This is a genomic window from Pseudomonas entomophila, assembly GCF_018417595.1.
Lineage (GTDB): Bacteria > Pseudomonadota > Gammaproteobacteria > Pseudomonadales > Pseudomonadaceae > Aquipseudomonas > Aquipseudomonas entomophila_C.
This window is the reverse complement of the sequence record NZ_CP070982.1, coordinates 1306531-1322740: the sequence shown is the minus strand read 5'-3', so window position 1 is coordinate 1322740 and position 16210 is coordinate 1306531. Positions and strand designations below refer to the sequence as shown.

The 16210-nt window shown below is 65.3% G+C and carries 20 protein-coding genes; 13 read left to right on the top strand and 7 right to left on the bottom strand.

Translation table 11 applies throughout. The features are described from left to right. Positions 1-88 precede the first annotated feature (88 nt). The 6 genes from JYG34_RS05800 (at position 89) to JYG34_RS05775 (ending at position 5016) form a co-directional block, all read left to right on the top strand. Entirely contained in the window at positions 89-1114 is a 1026-nt protein-coding gene (locus tag JYG34_RS05800; RefSeq protein ID WP_213659841.1) for an ABC transporter ATP-binding protein, read from the top strand. Continuing rightward, positions 1111-2049, top strand: a complete 939-nt coding sequence (locus JYG34_RS05795; protein WP_213659840.1) for an ABC transporter permease — start codon at positions 1111-1113, stop codon at positions 2047-2049. The genes JYG34_RS05800 and JYG34_RS05795 overlap by 4 nt, the downstream gene beginning before the upstream one ends. Beyond that, positions 2039-2845 (top strand): ABC transporter permease, encoded by an 807-nt coding sequence (locus JYG34_RS05790; protein ID WP_011532550.1) that lies wholly within the window; start codon positions 2039-2041, stop codon positions 2843-2845. The genes JYG34_RS05795 and JYG34_RS05790 overlap by 11 nt, the downstream gene beginning before the upstream one ends. Before the next feature lie 17 nt (positions 2846-2862). Further along, positions 2863-4287, top strand: a complete 1425-nt coding sequence (locus JYG34_RS05785; RefSeq protein ID WP_213659839.1) for a gamma-aminobutyraldehyde dehydrogenase — start codon at positions 2863-2865, stop codon at positions 4285-4287. A gap of 145 nt (positions 4288-4432) precedes the next feature. Next, positions 4433-4687, top strand: a complete 255-nt coding sequence (locus JYG34_RS05780; protein WP_213659838.1) for a type II toxin-antitoxin system HicA family toxin — start codon at positions 4433-4435, stop codon at positions 4685-4687. Next, complete coding sequence (locus JYG34_RS05775; protein WP_213659837.1) at positions 4684-5016, top strand: type II toxin-antitoxin system HicB family antitoxin; 333 nt, start codon at positions 4684-4686, stop codon at positions 5014-5016. The genes JYG34_RS05780 and JYG34_RS05775 overlap by 4 nt, the downstream gene beginning before the upstream one ends. Before the next feature lies 1 nt (position 5017). Here the strand turns inward: JYG34_RS05775 and JYG34_RS05770 are convergent, their stop codons facing one another. The 5 genes from JYG34_RS05770 to JYG34_RS05750 all read right to left on the bottom strand — a co-directional run bounded on the left by JYG34_RS05770 (position 5018) and on the right by JYG34_RS05750 (position 8928). After that, positions 5018-6124 carry an NADH:flavin oxidoreductase/NADH oxidase gene (locus JYG34_RS05770; protein ID WP_213659836.1) on the bottom strand — a complete coding sequence of 369 codons (1107 nt, stop codon included), beginning with the start codon at positions 6122-6124 and terminating at the stop codon, positions 5018-5020. Positions 6125-6299: 175 nt separating this feature from the next. Then, positions 6300-7058, bottom strand: a complete 759-nt coding sequence (locus JYG34_RS05765; RefSeq protein ID WP_213659835.1) for a collagen-like protein — start codon at positions 7056-7058, stop codon at positions 6300-6302. Continuing rightward, complete coding sequence (locus JYG34_RS05760) at positions 7051-7326, bottom strand: DUF1145 domain-containing protein (protein ID WP_213659834.1); 276 nt, start codon at positions 7324-7326, stop codon at positions 7051-7053. The genes JYG34_RS05765 and JYG34_RS05760 overlap by 8 nt, the downstream gene beginning before the upstream one ends. 100 nt (positions 7327-7426) lie before the next feature. Then, positions 7427-8146, bottom strand: a complete 720-nt coding sequence (locus JYG34_RS05755; RefSeq protein ID WP_213659833.1) for an OmpA family protein — start codon at positions 8144-8146, stop codon at positions 7427-7429. An 89-nt stretch (positions 8147-8235) separates the two neighbouring features. Next, positions 8236-8928 (bottom strand): OmpA family protein, encoded by a 693-nt coding sequence (locus JYG34_RS05750; protein WP_213659832.1) that lies wholly within the window; start codon positions 8926-8928, stop codon positions 8236-8238. Positions 8929-9088: 160 nt separating this feature from the next. Here JYG34_RS05750 and JYG34_RS05745 point away from each other — a divergent pair, with 160 nt between their 5' ends. From JYG34_RS05745 to JYG34_RS05720, 6 genes are all read left to right on the top strand, one after another. After that, positions 9089-9583, top strand: a complete 495-nt coding sequence (locus JYG34_RS05745; protein WP_213659831.1) for a DUF6231 family protein — start codon at positions 9089-9091, stop codon at positions 9581-9583. Between the two features lie 4 nt (positions 9584-9587). After that, on the top strand, positions 9588-10064 hold the full coding sequence (locus JYG34_RS05740; protein WP_213659830.1) for a YchJ family protein: 477 nt from the start codon (positions 9588-9590) through the stop codon (positions 10062-10064). A gap of 2 nt (positions 10065-10066) precedes the next feature. Then, entirely contained in the window at positions 10067-10543 is a 477-nt protein-coding gene (locus JYG34_RS05735) for an LEA type 2 family protein (RefSeq protein WP_213659829.1), read from the top strand. A gap of 7 nt (positions 10544-10550) precedes the next feature. Continuing rightward, positions 10551-10754: an SEC-C metal-binding domain-containing protein gene (locus tag JYG34_RS05730; RefSeq protein WP_060486211.1), complete on the top strand. Its 204-nt coding sequence runs from the start codon at positions 10551-10553 to the stop codon at positions 10752-10754. A gap of 182 nt (positions 10755-10936) precedes the next feature. Then, entirely contained in the window at positions 10937-13372 is a 2436-nt protein-coding gene (locus JYG34_RS05725) for a penicillin acylase family protein (RefSeq protein ID WP_213659828.1), read from the top strand. A gap of 153 nt (positions 13373-13525) precedes the next feature. After that, positions 13526-14641 (top strand): succinylglutamate desuccinylase/aspartoacylase family protein, encoded by a 1116-nt coding sequence (locus JYG34_RS05720; RefSeq protein WP_213659827.1) that lies wholly within the window; start codon positions 13526-13528, stop codon positions 14639-14641. A 19-nt stretch (positions 14642-14660) separates the two neighbouring features. Here the strand turns inward: JYG34_RS05720 and JYG34_RS05715 are convergent, their stop codons facing one another. Both JYG34_RS05715 and dcd read right to left on the bottom strand, forming a co-directional pair. Continuing rightward, on the bottom strand, positions 14661-14891 hold the full coding sequence (locus tag JYG34_RS05715; protein ID WP_213659826.1) for a hypothetical protein: 231 nt from the start codon (positions 14889-14891) through the stop codon (positions 14661-14663). Positions 14892-14989: 98 nt separating this feature from the next. Then, positions 14990-15556, bottom strand: coding sequence for a dCTP deaminase (dcd, locus tag JYG34_RS05710; protein ID WP_044487781.1), 567 nt, complete (start codon positions 15554-15556; stop codon positions 14990-14992). 327 nt (positions 15557-15883) lie between these two features. On the opposite strand from dcd, the gene JYG34_RS05705 reads away from it, so the two are divergent. Beyond that, a complete protein-coding gene (locus JYG34_RS05705; RefSeq protein WP_003254922.1) occupies positions 15884-16093 on the top strand; it encodes a cold-shock protein in 210 nt (69 codons plus the stop codon). The last annotated feature ends 117 nt before the right edge of the window (positions 16094-16210 follow it).

The following is a 16210-nucleotide window of genomic DNA, read 5'->3' as shown; positions in this document are numbered from 1 at the left end:
CCAGGCACCGCGAAGCCCGCATCGCGGCTGAAGCCGCTCCGACAGACGATATGGCCCGAATGAACCAGCATCAATATCGGATAGCACCATGCCCCCAGCAGTCCAGTTCACCCAGGTTTCCCGCACCTTCGGCGAGGTCAAGGCGGTCGACCAGGTCAGCATCGATATCCAGGATGGCGAGTTCTTCTCCATGCTCGGTCCGTCCGGCTCGGGCAAGACCACCTGCCTGCGCCTGATCGCCGGTTTCGAACAGCCCAGCAGCGGCTCGATCCGCATCCACGGGGTCGAGGCCGCGGGCCTGCCACCCTACCAGCGTGACGTCAACACGGTATTCCAGGACTACGCGCTGTTCCCCCACATGAACGTGCGTGACAACGTTGCCTACGGCCTGAAGGTCAAGGGCGTCGCCAAGCCCGAGCGCCACGCCCGCGCAGAAGAAGCCCTGGCCATGGTGGCCTTGGCGGGCTACGGCGCACGCAAACCGGCGCAGCTTTCCGGCGGCCAGCGTCAGCGTGTAGCCCTGGCTCGGGCGCTGGTTAACCGCCCGCGGGTGTTGCTCCTCGACGAGCCGCTCGGTGCCCTCGACCTCAAGCTGCGCGAGCAGATGCAGGGCGAGTTGAAGAAGCTGCAGCGACAACTGGGCATTACCTTCATCTTCGTCACCCACGACCAGACTGAAGCGCTGTCGATGTCCGACCGGGTAGCGGTGTTCAACCGTGGGCGTATCGAACAGGTCGACTCGCCACGCAACCTCTACATGAAGCCGGCGACCACGTTCGTCGCCGAGTTCGTCGGCACCTCCAATGTGCTGCGCGGCGAGCTGGCCCAACAGCTCAGCGGCAGCCCCCTGCCGTTCTCCATCCGCCCCGAACACATCCGCCTGGACGGCCAGGCCAGCGGCCACCAAGTGCAGGTCAGCGGCGAACTCCACGACATCCAGTACCAGGGCAGCACCACTCGCTTCGAGGTGAAACTGGACAACGGCCAGGTACTGGCCGTGAGCCAGGCCAATGACCGCTGGCAGGCCGATGCGCCGACCTGGCAAACCGGCCAGCGCGTACATGCCCGCTGGCCACGAGAGGCAATGACGGCATTGCAGGAAACCGTCCTATGAACCTTGCCTCGGCGTACCCGGCAAGCTCGCCCCTGCGGCGCCTGAGCAACATGCTCTACCGACGCCCCAACCTGTACCTGCTGATGCTGCTGGTCCCACCCTTGCTGTGGTTCGGCGCGATCTACCTCGGTTCGCTGCTGAACCTGTTGTGGCAGGGCTTCTACACCTTCGACGACTTCACCATGGCGGTGACGCCGGACCTGACCCTGGCCAACTTCGTCGCGCTGTTCAACCCGGCGAACTTCGACATCATCCTGCGCACCCTGGCCATGGCCGTGGCGGTGTCACTTGCCAGTGCCGTGCTGGCCTTCCCCATCGCCTACTACATGGCGCGCTACACCACCGGCCGCACCAAGGCGTTCTTCTATATCGCGGTGATGATGCCGATGTGGGCCAGCTACATCGTCAAGACCTACGCCTGGACGCTGCTGTTGGCCAAAGGCGGCGTGGCCCAATGGTTCATCCAGCACCTGCACCTGGAGGCGCTGCTGCAACTGGTGCTCGCGGTTCCCGGCCTGGGTGGCAGTACCCTGTCGACCTCGCACCTGGGGCGCTTCCTGGTGTTCGTATACATCTGGCTGCCATTCATGATCCTGCCGATCCAGGCGGCACTGGAGCGCCTGCCGCCCTCGCTGCTGCAAGCCTCGGCCGACCTCGGCGCCAGGCCAAGCCAGACCTTCCTGCAGGTGATCCTGCCGTTATCTGTACCGGGGATCGCCGCCGGGTCGATCTTCACCTTTTCCCTGACCCTGGGCGACTTCATCGTGCCGCAGCTGATCGGCCCGCCCGGTTACTTCATCGGCAGCATGGTCTACGCCCAGCAAGGCGCGATCGGCAACATGCCCATGGCCGCGGCCTTCACCCTGGTGCCGATCGTGCTGATAGCCGTGTACCTGTCCATCGTCAAACGCCTGGGGGCCTTCGATGCACTCTGAGAAAGCCTCGACAGGCCTGCGCCTGGCGGCGTGGGGCGGGTTGCTGTTCCTGCACTTCCCGATCCTGATCATCCTGCTCTATGCCTTCAACACCGAGGATGCAGCCTTCAGCTTCCCGCCCCAGGGCTTCACCCTGAAGTGGTTCGGCGTGGCCTTCGCCCGCCCCGACGTGCTGGAGGCAATCAAGTTGTCGCTGCAGGTAGCCTGCCTGGCCACGCTGATCGCCCTGGTGCTGGGCACCCTGGCCTCTGCGGCGCTGTACCGACGCAGCTTTTTCGGCAAGGAAAGTATCTCGCTGATGTTGATCCTGCCCATCGCCCTGCCCGGCATCATCACCGGCATCGCCCTGCTGTCGGCCTTCAAGCGCCTGGGCATCGAGCCTGGCCTGTTCACCATCGTGGTCGGGCATGCGACGTTCTGCGTGGTGATCGTCTACAACAACGTCATCGCCCGCCTGCGGCGCACCTCGCAGAGCCTGATCGAGGCGTCGATGGACCTGGGCGCCGACGGCTGGCAGACCTTCCGCTACATCATCCTGCCCAACCTCGGCTCGGCGCTGCTGGCCGGCGGCATGCTGGCCTTCGCCCTGTCGTTCGACGAGATCATCGTCACCACCTTCACCGCCGGCCACGAGCGCACCTTGCCCATCTGGCTGCTCAACCAGCTCAGCCGCCCGCGCGACGTGCCGGTGACCAACGTGGTCGCCATGCTGGTGATGCTGGTGACCATGCTGCCGATTCTCGGCGCCTATTACCTGACCCGCGGCGGCGAAAGCGTCGCGGGCAGTGGCAAATGACCCTGGAGGAGTCCCCGATGCAAACCCAAATGCTGATCAATGGCCGCCTGGTGGATGGCGAAGGACCGGCCTGGACCGTGCTCGACCCGGCCAAGGGCAGCGCCCTGGCACAGATCAACGAGGCCACCGAAGCGCAAGTGGACACCGCCGTGCGCGCCGCCGACCAGGCGTTTGAAAGCTGGTCGCAGACCACGCCGAAGGCGCGTGCCGCCGTGTTGCTGGCCATCGCCGAGGTGATCGAAAGCCATGGCGAGGAGCTGGCCAAGCTGGAATCGGACAACTGCGGCAAACCTTATGCCGCCGCGCTCAACGACGAGATCCCGGCCATTGCCGACGTGTTCCGCTATTTCGCCGGCGCCGCGCGCTGCCTGGGTGGTTCGGCGGCCGGCGAGTACCTGCCTGGCCACACCTCCATGGTCCGTCGCGACCCATTGGGCGTGGTGGCGTCCATCGCGCCCTGGAACTACCCGTTGATGATGCTGGCATGGAAAATCGCCCCGGCCCTGGCCGCCGGCAATACCGTGGTGATCAAGCCTTCGGAGATGACCCCACTGACCGCCCTGCGCCTGGGTGAACTCGTCCTGGGCCTGCTGCCGGCCGGCGTCCTGAACATTCTCTTCGGCCGCGGCCAGACCGTTGGCAATCCGCTGGTCACCCATCCCAAGGTGCGCATGGTCTCGCTGACTGGCTCCATCCCCACCGGCGCGCACATCATCGGCGCCACCGCCGACAGCGTGAAACGCATGCACATGGAACTGGGCGGCAAGGCCCCGGTCCTGGTGTTCGACGACGCCGATATTGACGCCGCCATCGAGGGTATCCGCACCTTCGGCTTCTACAATGCCGGCCAGGACTGCACCGCGGCCTGCCGCTTGTATGTGCAGGGCGGCATCTATGAGCGCTTCGTCGAACGCCTGGGCGAAGCGGTGGCCAGCCTCAAGCCTGGCCTGCAGAACGCAGCCGACACCGAACTCGGGCCCCTGATCAGCGCCCAGCACCGCGACAAGGTGGCGGGCCTGGTACAGCGCGCCATCGCCCAGCCGCACATTCGCCTGGTCACCGGTGGCAAGGCCATCGCGGGTGACGGTTTCTTCTTCGAGCCGACCGTACTCGCCGATGCCCTGCAGGACGACGAGATCGTCCGTCACGAAGTGTTCGGCCCGGTGGTTTCCGTCACTCGCTTCAGCGATGAGGCCCAGGCGCTGGCGTGGGCCAACGATTCCGAGTATGGCCTGGCCTCGTCGGTATGGACCCGCGATACCGGTCGCGCCCATCGCCTGGCAGCGCGCCTGCAATATGGCTGCACCTGGGTCAACACCCACTTCATGCTGGTCAGCGAAATGCCCCATGGCGGGCAGAAGCATTCCGGCTACGGGAAAGATATGTCGATGTATGGGCTGGAGGACTACACCTGTGTGCGCCATGTAATGTTCAAGCATTGAGCCCACGGTGATGGAGGCCGGTGGGGATTCATTACCCGCCGGCCTTTTTACTGCCCCTTCAGCAGAATCTTCCCTGTCTTTACGGTTGCTGCTGCCTACCGTCCATCCATTGAACCGCGCACCACTGGTATCACAGACTGATACCATGAATAATCACCAGCGTGCATTACTCGAACTCGTATTCAAGAAACCTGTTCCCCGAACACTGGACTGGCAGCGCCTGGAGTCGTTATTGGTGTCGCTTGGCGCCAAGGTCGTCGAAGGCAGAGGGTCCCGCGTGCGTTTCGAGCTCAACGGCGAGGTCGCGACATTCAACCGCCCTCATCCCGATCGGCACGCCAACCCCTACCAGGTACGGGACGCCCGTCAGTTCCTGGAGCAGGCAGGAGTCACACCATGAACGTCATGAACTACCGCGGCTATTCAGCCCGCATCGAATACAGCGACGAAGACCAGTTGCTGATCGGCCACATCGCCGGCATCCGTGATGTGATCGGCTTCCACGGCGAGTCGATCGCCGAGCTGCGTCAAGCTTTCGAGGAGGCTGTCGACGACTACCTCGAAACCTGCGAGCGCCTGGGCCGTGAACCGCAGAAAGCCTATTCCGGAAAGCTCAGCCTGCGCCTGGAACCAGCCCTCCACGCCAGCGTGGCCGCCAAGGCCGAACTGGCGCAGAAGAGCATCAACCAGTGGGTGAGCGATATCCTCAGCCAGGCAGCCTGCGGCTGAATCAGTCGCGCAGGTCCGACTCGTGGATCGGGTTCGCCCGGCTGGTCGCCCGCTGGTACTGGGCCGGCCAGGTGGCCTTGTTGCCGCCCAGGTCATCGTCGGCATGCAATGGCCAGTACGGGTCGCGCAGCAGTTCCCGGGCAAGGAAGATCACATCGGCCTGGCCGGTGCGCAGGATGTGTTCGGCCTGGGCCGGTTCGGTGATCATGCCGACGGTGCCGGTGGCGATCTCCGACTCCTTGCGCACACGCTCGGCGAAGCGAGTCTGGTAGCCGGGGCCCGTCGGGATCTCGGCATTGACCGAGGTACCGCCCGAAGACACGTCGATCAGGTCGACGCCCAGGGCTCGCAGGCGGCGGGCCAGTTCCACGGTTTCATCCGGGTTCCAGCCGTCCTCGACCCAATCGGTGGCCGACACTCTGACGAACAGCGGCAGGTCGTCTGGCCAGACTTTGCGCACGGCCTCGGTCACTTGCAGGGTCAGGCGAATGCGATTCTCGAAGCAACTTCCGTAATCGTCGCGGCGCTGGTTGCTCAATGGTGACAGGAACTGGTGCAGCAGGTAGCCATGGGCGGCGTGGATCTCGACGACCTTGAAGCCGGCCGTCAATGCGCGCTCGGTTGCCGCCACGAATGCGACGATGATGCCCTTGATCTCATCGGTGGTCAGTTCGCGGGGTGGGGTGTGTTTTGGGTCGAAGGCGATCTTCGAAGGGCCTACCGGCTGCCATCCCCCTTCCTCCGGTTTGACGCTGCCTGGCTTGCCCAGCCAAGGCCTGTAGGTACTGGCCTTGCGGCCAGCGTGGGCAAGCTGGATGCCGGGTACGGCCCCTTGGGCGGCGATGAAGCGGGTGATGCGCTGCAGCGGTGGTATTTGGTCGTCATGCCATAGGCCGAGGTCCTCGGCGGTGATACGGCCATCGGCGGTGACGGCGACGGCTTCGCTGATCACCAGGCCCGCGCCACCGACGGCGCGGCTGCCCAGGTGCACCAGGTGCCAGTCGTTGGCCAGGCCGTCGACGGCTGAGTACTGGCACATGGGGGAAACGGCGATGCGGTTGGGCAGGGTCAGCTTACGAAGGGTGTAAGGCTCAAGCAGCAGGCTCATGAGAGCACCTCCCAGGGGACTCCGAATGGTTGTCCGGTCCGGGCGCTCTTGGTGGGGATTGGGCCGGTGCCGGTCATTTTCAGACTAGACCATTGGGGGGTGACGGCTTCGCCTTTCAAGCGGAAGCGTTGCAGCGCCGATGAGATCGAGCGCTGCCCGCCTACCTCCCCCCCGCTCACAACCGCTGGATGATCAGTTCCCCGGAAGCCCCCGCCAGCCCAGGCTGCCCCTCCCGCCCAGGTCGCCCATTGGCCCCGGCATCGGTGCTATAGACCAGGCAGCCCTTGCTGGCTCCACCCACCCCGGGCCGGCCTGCGGCCCCTGGCTTGCCCGGCGCGCCACCATCCAGCCGAACCACGATCCGCTCACGCGGGAAGCTGTCAGGTACCGCGAGACGGACCCGCCCACCCGATGCCCCATCCTGCCCATTGCCACCATCATCGCCATTGGAGCCGCGGCTGGCCTGCCCCCAGGTGCACCCACCTGACTTGCCATTGGCGCCATCGAGCCCGACGTAGCCCGGTGCCCCCGCGCCTCCGCGGGCATCGATGGCCAAACGATCAGCCTCCAATTCCGCCAATCGCAACTCCAGGTTACGGCCAGGGCGAGCACTGCGCTCGTAGGTGCCAGGCGCACCTGGAGCACTGATCTCGCTCCCCTCGCCCAGGGAGGCATGGACCACATCGATGCTCAGCCCGCCCTCGGCAGGCGCAACGGCGATACGCGCATCACGGCCCAATTCGAGCCGGTCGATCTTCAGCTCGCTCAAGCTGGCCGGCAGCAGCAAGGTTCCTGAATCCGCTACCCGCAAATGCTGCAGATGCACGCTGGCCGCCTTATTCGGCAGGCGCAACATGGAATGAGCGGCAACTTCGAGGCTTTCGGCCTGCGCCATGGGGGCCGCCAACGCGGCCAGCAACATCAGTTTACGCATGGCTCGGCGCCTCCTGCGGCCTGGGAATGGACATGACATGGAAAATACCGGTCAGCAGGATCTGCAGCCGGTCGAACCAACGATGGCTGCGCCCGCGCAAGCTGCCATTGAAGAAGAGGATCTCGAGCACGTGCAGCGTCAGCAGGATGATGCCCGCTGCATTGATGAGAAGATTGAGCGGCAACGGCTGCGGCATGAACAGATTGACCAGCACCACCCACCAGAACACCACCGTCAGGGCCTTGCCCAGGCCCAGGATGAACTTCATACCCCGCCCCCGATCGATTTGTTGTTATGTCGAAGCGGCCCGGTCGAGCGGGCCGCGACGGCAACAGTACCCCTAACGCCAGGCAACGCGCCAGAGGGGGTCAGTTGAGGTGCAGTTCCACCCGTCGGTTGTGCGCCCGGCCTTCCTCGGTGTCATTGTCGGCCACCGGTTCGCTCTCTCCACGGCCCTGGCTGGTCACCTTCTCCGGCGCCAGCCCTTGGCTGATCAGGTACTCGGCGACGCTGCTGGCACGGCGCTCGGACAACCCTTGGTTGTAGCTGTCGGAGCCGACGCTGTCGGTGTGGCCAATGACCTTGATGCTGAGCACCGAAGGGTCGTTGAGTTTGGGAAGCAAGCTGCGCAAGCGTTCCTGGGCACCGGCCTCAAGCCTGTCGGAGTTGAAGGCGAACAGCACCTGGCCCTGATCATCGAGGGTGATCACTTCGGATGTCGCGGCTGGTTCGGGTTGTGGCTGCGACGGTGGATACTGCGGCAGCGGGCAGCCCATGTGATCGACCCGGGTGCCGGCCGGCGTGTCCGGGCAACGGTCGCGGCGGTCGAAGACGCCATCGCCGTCCTCGTCACCGTCCTGGGCATAGCAGATCAAGCCACCGGCGATCGCTCCCGCAGCGCCGGCACCGGCCGCCCAACTGGAGCTCTCGATGGCCCCCAGGCCTCCGCCGACCAGCCCACCCAGCAGGCTGCAGAGAGGCCAGGTCCTTTGATTGAGGGGCGCGCTGCCATCGCTGTGGGTAGCGCAGCCTGCCAGCAGGCTCGTGGCCACCACCAGCGGCAGTGCCGCCTTCGACAAAACACGCATGGTGAATGCTCCTGTGTCACCGGCCGCTTCCGGTCACACAGGAGTAAAGACGCGCCCGCGCCACTTCTCAAGGCTCGGGCGCACGGCCATCAGCGCTGAATCTTGATCTCGGTTCGACGGTTCATGGCACGCCCATCGGCCGTGGCATTGTCGGCGACCGGCTGGGTTTCACCGGCCCCCACCACCGAAACGAAGCTGGCGCGCGGCACGCCGCTTTCGATCAGGTACTCGGTCACCGAGTGGGCCCGACGCTCGGAGAGCTTCTGGTTGTATTTGTCGGAACCGACGCTGTCGGTGTGGCCCGTGACACTCAGGCGCGCGCTCGGGGCTTCTTTCTTGAGGCGCGTGGCGATGGTGTTGAGGCGCTCCTTGTCGGCGGCGGTCAGGCGCGCCGAGTCGAACTCGAAGCGCACGTCACGGATGACGATGACTTCTTCCTTCTGTACCACCACCTCTTCGACCACCGGTGGCGGCGCCGGCGGGCAACCGTTGGCGTCGACCTGCACACCGCGTGGCGTGCCCGGGCACTTGTCGCGGCTGTCGGGCACGCCATCGCCATCCTCGTCGCCATCGCCATGGGCCCAGCAGTACCCAGCCGCCAGGCCACCACCGAGCAAGGCACCCCAGCCAGCCCAGCTGGAGCTTTCTATGGCGCCCAGGGCCGCGCCGCCCACGCCCCCGACGGCAGCACACTTCGGCCAGTCGGTTTTCTGCAAACCTGCACAACCAGTCAACACACTGGTGAGCAGAACCAGGGGTATCGCTGTGCGTACTATGCTCATCTTGTTGCTTCTCCTAGGGGGAATCGGTGCTGAACCGACGCTCTGGGAGTAAAGACCGCCGTTTCCCGCTCTGCCAGCAATAAGCCACGACGCAACCCTTGACCTCTTTGCCATCGCGTCTGGGGCCGCTAGTCTTGAGCGATCTGAACGAGGACTGGCAATGACCGAGGTTTTCTCTCCACGTACCCCCCAGCAGGCGCTGGCCGCCCTGCTCGAGCGCTTCACGCCCCGCCGCCTGCTGCTGGTGGGCGCGCGCTTCCCGGCACTCGACGCCTTCGCCGCGGCGCATCCGGACACCCACATCGAAGTCGCGGCGCCCGGCCCGCTGCCGGCGGCGGTGGCCGCGCAGCGCTTCGACCTGGCCGTGCTGGTCGATTGCCTCGAACACCTGCCCAAGCGTGCCGGCCTGGAGTTGCTGGGCGGCATCCGCAACCTCAACGCCAGCCGGGTGGCGGTACTCACCGACCTGGCCGCCAGCGGCTGGCATGAAACCGACTTCTTCGCCCTGGCGCTCTCGGCCAGCGAAAAATTCCAACGCGACGAGCAGGTGCTGAGCCTGTTCACCTATGATCTGCATGACTACAAACAGGTCCCGGACTGGCTCAATGCCAGGTTCTGGGCCAACCCTGAAAACTTTGGCAAGTACTGGTGGTGATTCAATGAGTGTCTCGGTCTGCCCCTGCGGCACTGGCAACCTGCTCGACGCCTGCTGCGGGCACTATCACGCTGGCACCCCGGCACCGGACGCGCAGTCGCTGATGCGCAGTCGCTACAGCGCCTACGTGCTGGGCCTGGTGGATTACCTGGTCGGCACCACCCTGCCCGCCCAGCAGCCCGGCCTGGACCGTGCCGGCATGGCCGCCTGGAGCGCCCAGAGCACCTGGCTTGGGCTGGAGGTGGAAAGCGCCGAGGTATTCGGCGGGCAGCCCGAACATGCCTTCGTCACCTTCACCGCGCGCTGGCACGACACCGACGGCGATCACCAGCACCGCGAACGCTCGGCCTTCGTCCAGCATGCCGGGCGCTGGTACTTCATCGACCCTACCGAGCCCCTGAGCGCCGGGCGCAACGATCCCTGCCCCTGCGCCAGCGGGCAGAAGTTCAAGAAGTGCTGCGCCAGTTATCTCGGTAGCTGAACATGCCCGCCCTGGCCCGCTTGCTCACGCTCAGCTTCCTGCTGGGCTGGCTGGCGGGCTGCGCCAGCTGGGGCGAGGCCACCTGGCGCCAGCCCGAGGTGCATCTGGTCGAGGTGGAAAAGGTCAAGATGCGCCTGCACCAGCAAGAGTTCGTGCTCCACCTGCAGGTCGACAACCCCAATGACGAACGCTTGTTCATCCGCACCATCACCTATTCGGTTCACCTGGGCGACCTGCTGCTGGCCCAGGACGAGGTCAGTCTCTGGCGCAGTGTTGGTGGCCATGCCCGGCGCACCTTCAAGATCACCGCGCGCACCAACCTCTGGCAGCACCTCAAACCCCTGGCCAAGCTGCTGCGCGGCAAGCAACCGTTGCAGTACCGTCTACAAGGCGACCTGGCCACCGGCCTGTTCATTCATCGGGACCTGCACTTGTCGCGCAGTGGTGAGATAATCCCCGGCGATCTAATACCGGAGTAGCCCCGCAATGACCCAGCAACCCCATGTCCATGGCCCCGACTGCAACCACGGTCACGACCATCAGCATGATCATGACCACGGCCATGTGCACGGCCCGCACTGCAACCACGGCCACCAGGAGCCGGTGCGCAACGCCCTGAAGGACGTCGGCCGCAACGACCCCTGCCCATGCGGCAGCCAGAAGAAGTTCAAGAAGTGCCACGGCGCCTGAAGCATTAAGCTTCGAGCGGCAAGCTACAAGCAGGAACAGATCGGCGCACAGCCCGCTGTCCTCTCGCAGCTTGCCGCTGCCGACCATTCGTAAATAATGCGTCCCAACACCTTGCACGGCGACTGCGCGCTCACTACCTTAGCGCCTTTCCAAACCCCGCCACGCCTTGCAGGAGCCCCGTCATGGCCGCCGCCGTCCTTCCTCCGTTCCGCCCCCGCTTCGGCGGCGCCGCCGCGCTTCTCGGCACGCTTGCACTCGCCGGCTGCCAGATGGGCGGCTACCAGGACAGCGTACCCCCGACCACGGGCGTGCAACCGCTCAAAGGCCTGGCACAGAACGTCTCGATTCGACGCAACGACATGGGCGCCCCGCTGATCGAAAGCAGCAGCTTCCATGACGCCCTGTTCAGCCTCGGTTACGTGCACGCCGGCGATCGCATCGGCCAGATGGTCGCCATGCGCCTGCTGGCCCAGGGGCGCCTGGCCGAGCTGGCCGGGCCCGATGCCCTGGAAATCGACCGCCTGATGCGCGCCGCCAACCTCAAGCAGAGCGCCGGCCAGCTCTACGCCGACGCCTCGCCGCGGCTCAAGCGCTTCTTCGAAGTGTACGCCCGCGGGGTCAACGCCTACCTGTTCCGCTACCGCGACAAGCTGCCCGCCGAACTGGCCCGCAGCGGCTACCGCCCGGAGTACTGGAAGCCCGAGGACTCGGCATTGATCTTCAGCCTCTACGCCTTCAGCCAGTCGGTGAACCTGCAGGAAGAACTCTCGGCCCTCACGCTCGCGCAGAAGGTCGGCACGGACAAACTGGCCTGGCTGCTGCCCGGCGCCCCCGACGAGCCACTGGCCGATAGTGAAATCGACAAGCTCAAGGGCCTGAACCTGGCCAGCCAACTGCCGGGCCTGACCTCGCTCGCCGCCGCCGGCCAGCAACTGGCCGACCTTGGCCTGCTGGGCAGCCCGGGTTCGTCCAACCTGGCCCTCGCCCCCGAGCGCAGCCGCAGCGGCAAGAGCCTGCTGGCCAGCGACAGCCGCGCGATCTGGGCGCTGAACCCAGTACAGATCCACACCGGCAAGTACCAGGTCGCCGGCCTCTCGCTACCCGGCCTGCCGATCGTGCTGGCCGGCTACAACGGCAAGCTGGCCTGGAGCAGCAGCGCCGTGATGGCCGATAACCAGGACTTGTTCCTCGAGCAGGTGCGCCGCCAGGGCAACCAACTGACCTACCTGGCCGACGGCAAGTGGCAGCAGGCCCGTGCGCGCAACGAAACCTTCTTCGTGCGTGGCCAGCGCCCCCAGCGCGAAGTGATGTACGACACCCGCCACGGCACCCTGCTGCCGGGCCATGGCAGCCTGGCGCTGGCCCTGCACTTGCCGCAGCTCAAGGACGACCGCAGCCTCGACGCCCTGTTCGACCTGACTCGTGCCACCACCGTGGAGCGCGCCTTCGACAGCACCCGCGAAGTCGCCGCCGCCGCCCTCAACTTCGTGTTCGCCGAGCCCGGGCATATCGGCTGGCAAGTCAGCGGCCGCTACCCCAACCGCCGCGATGGCCAGGGCCTGCTGCCGTCGCCGGGTTGGGATGGACGCTATGACTGGGACGGCTACGCCGACGCCATGCTGCACCCCTACGACCAGGACCCACCGGCAGGTTTCATCGGCCACGCCAACCAGCGCAGCCTGCCAAAGGGCTATGGCATGCAGCTGTCGAGCACCTGGTATTACCCCGAACGCGCCGAGCGCCTGGCCCAGCTGGCCGGCAACGGCCGCCACGACAGCCGCAGCCTGATGGCCCTGCAGAACGACCAGGTCACACCGCTGGCCGGCAAGCTCAAGCAGATGTTCGACGCCCCGGGCATGGCCCAGCCCCTCAAGCAGGCCATCGATGCCCTGCCGGCGGCCCAGCGCGACAAGGCCCGCGACGCCCTGGCCCGGCTCAAGGCCTTCGATGGCCGGCTGAGCCCGGTTTCGGCCGATGCCGCGCTGTACGCACTGTTCCTCCAGGAAGTCACTCGTCAGACCTTCCTCGACGACCTTGGCCCGGAGTCCGGCCCCGCCTGGCAGGCGTTCGTCGGCAATGCCCAGTTGTCCTACTCGGCCCAGGCCGACCACCTGCTCGGTCGCGACGACAGTCCGTTCTGGGATGACCGCGGCACGCCGCAGAAAGAGGACAAACCCACCATCCTGGCCCGCAGCCTGGCAGGCGCGATCGATGCGGGCACCGCCCAGCTCGGTGCCGACCGCAGTGCGTGGCAATGGGGCAAGCTGCACCAGTACCGCTGGCCGGCGCCCAACTACCAGGGGCTGGGCGACAACCTTGCCCGCCCACCGTTGGCCGCTGGTGGCGACTTCAGCACCCTGGCACTGACGCCATACGCCTGGGGCAGCAGTTTCGACACCCGCCTGCCCGCCTCGGCGCGGATGATCGTCGACTTCGGCCAGGCCGAGCCGCTGCAAGTGCTGACCAGTAGCGGCCAGTCCGGCAACCCGGCGAGCCGTCATTACAGTGATGGCCTGGACACCTGGTTCAAGGGACGCTTCACCAGCCTGCCGCTGCAACCGCAGAACTTTGCCCGCGCCTATGGCAGCCAGCGATTGACACTGGTGCCCGGCAAGTAAAACGTTCGCCAGCAAGGCTGGCTCCTACAGGTAGGAGCCAGCCTTGCTGGCGAGCCGGTGCTCGGTACGTTCCGGGCCGGACAATGATGCACGAAGCACCAACTTGTGCTTCTATCCATCATCCCGGACCAGACCGTTTCCACCAGGACCACCATGCACCATTCGACCCACGACCTGCTGTCCCCCGTTCCCGGCATCGCCCGCCAGCTGCACAGCTTCCACTTCGGCCCACGCGGCGCTGGCAAGGTGTACATTCAGGCCTCGCTGCATGCCGACGAACTACCGGGCATGCTGGTCGCCTGGCACCTCAAGCAGCGCCTGGGCGAACTGGAACAGCAAGGACGGTTGCGCCGCGAGATCATCCTGGTGCCGGTAGCCAACCCGGTGGGCCTGGAACAGGTGTTGCTGGACGCCCCCCTCGGCCGCTTCGAATTGCAGAGCGGCGAAAACTTCAATCGCAACTTCGTCGACCTGTCCGACAGTATCGGTGACCAGGTCGAGGCCCACCTGACCCAGGACCCGGCCCATAACGTGGCACTGATCCGCGAATACCTGCGTCGCGGCCTCGACGCCCACCCCGCGCGCACCCCACTGCAATCCCAACGCCTCACCCTGCAGCGCCTGGCGTGCGACGCCGACATGGTGCTCGACCTGCATTGCGACTTCGAAGCCGTCGAGCACTTGTACACCACGCCGGAAGCCTGGCCCCAGGTCGAGCCGCTGGCGCGCTACCTGGGCGCCCAGGCCAGCCTGCTGGCCACCGATTCGGGCGGCCAGTCGTTCGACGAGTGCTTCAGCCTGGTCTGGTGGCAATTGCAGCAACGCTTCGGCAAACGCTTCCCGATTCCCCAAGGCAGTTTCTCGGTGACCATCGAACTGCGCGGCCAGGCCGATGTCAGCCATCCGCTGGCGAGCCAGGATTGCCAGGCGATCCTGGACTTCCTCACCCACAGCGGTGCGATCGAAGGGCAACCCGCGCCGCTGCCGGCCCTGCGCTACCCCGCGACCCCACTGGCGGCGGTGGAACCACTGACCACGCCTCTGGGCGGGCTGCTGGTCTTCCATGCCAAGCCTGGACAGTACCTGGAGGCCGGACAGCTGATCGCCGAGGTCATCGACCCATTGAGCGATCGGATCACGCCGCTGCATAACACCCAGGCGGGCCTGCTGTACGCCCGCAGCCTACGGCGAATGGCAACGGCAGGCATGGTGGTCGCCCACATTGCCGGCGAACAGGTATGCCGGAGCGGCTACCTGCTGGGTAACTGACGACCCGCAGGCGGCTTGATCAGGCCACCGGTGCCGGTGGAGGTTCATCGGGCAAGGTCGGCTCACCCGGCTCCATGGGCGGATGTTCACCGGGCTCAGCTGGCAGGGGCGTATCGGGATCGGGCTGGTGCGGGACACCGCCCATCTGCATTGGTATGGGCGGGTGAGCGAGAAGCGACCAGGCGAGCAGGCCGATCTGGTTCGGCTGCAGCACGGCCAGCTTTCTGCTGATAGCGGGGTCGAGTTTCATGGGCTGCTCCTGACGAGAGCCGGCACGCATGGCGCGCGCCGGGATCTGTTCTGTCATTGGAGTGCCGGGCGGGGAAGTAATTCCCCGCGCTTGTCAGCTCAGGTGCGTGGCAGGGTGACGCCGCGCTGCCCCTGATACTTGCCGCCACGGTCCTTGTACGAGACTTCGCACTCTTCATCGGACTCGAGGAACAGCATCTGCGCCACGCCTTCGTTGGCGTAGATTTTCGCCGGCAACGTGGTGGTGTTGGAAAACTCCAGGGTCACGTGGCCTTCCCACTCCGGCTCGAGCGGGGTGACGTTGACGATGATGCCGCAGCGCGCATAGGTGCTCTTGCCCAGGCAGATGGTCAGGACGTTGCGCGGGATGCGGAAGTACTCGACGGTACGCGCCAGGGCGAACGAGTTCGGCGGGATGATGCACACGTCGCTCTTGACGTCGACGAAGCTGCCGGCATCGAAGTTCTTCGGGTCGACGGTGGCCGAGTTGATGTTGGTGAACACCTTGAATTCGTCGGCGCAACGCACGTCGTAGCCATAGCTGGAGACGCCGAAGGAGATGACCCGGCTGTCGTGCTCGCCACGGATCTGGCGCTCGACGAACGGTTCGATCATGCCGTGTTCCTGCGCCATGCGGCGAATCCACTTGTCCGATTTGATGCTCATGGCGGGGTGTCCTGAAGAATGCGAGGTAAAAAACAAGATGCGCATCTTACCGGTCCCGGCGCCCGGGTTAAAGTTCCTTGCCCCATCCCGCGCCGGACGGGGCCTGCGCAGGCCGCCGATCCGAATTTCGCCAAAGCGCTTCTTGGCCATTGGCAGGCCGTGGAAAGTGGGTTAAGGTGGCGCCACTGTGCTGCACGTGACACCGAGAATCTCTAGTTTGATGCACGATACTCATCGGCCCATCGCTGAATTTTCTGCTCTCTTTGCGCTCAGTCCCGGTCAGGGTGTTTCCTGACCGTAATCAACTTTGTCCAAGGAGACAGAAACATGTCCAACCGTCAATCCGGTGTTGTCAAGTGGTTCAACGATGAGAAGGGCTACGGCTTCATCACCCCTCAGTCGGGCGACGACCTGTTCGTGCACTTCAAAGCCATCCAAGCTGACGGCTTCAAAACCCTGAAAGAAGGCCAGGCTGTTACTTTCGTCGCTACCCGCGGCCAGAAAGGCATGCAGGCTGAAGAAGTTCAGATCGCCTAAGTCGATCTCGCTTCCTAGCTTTCAAAAAAAACCCGCCATTGGCGGGTTTTTTTATGCCTGTTCGAAAGGTATCCACGACCCTGTGGGAGCGGCCTTGTGTCGCGAAAGGGCCGTAAA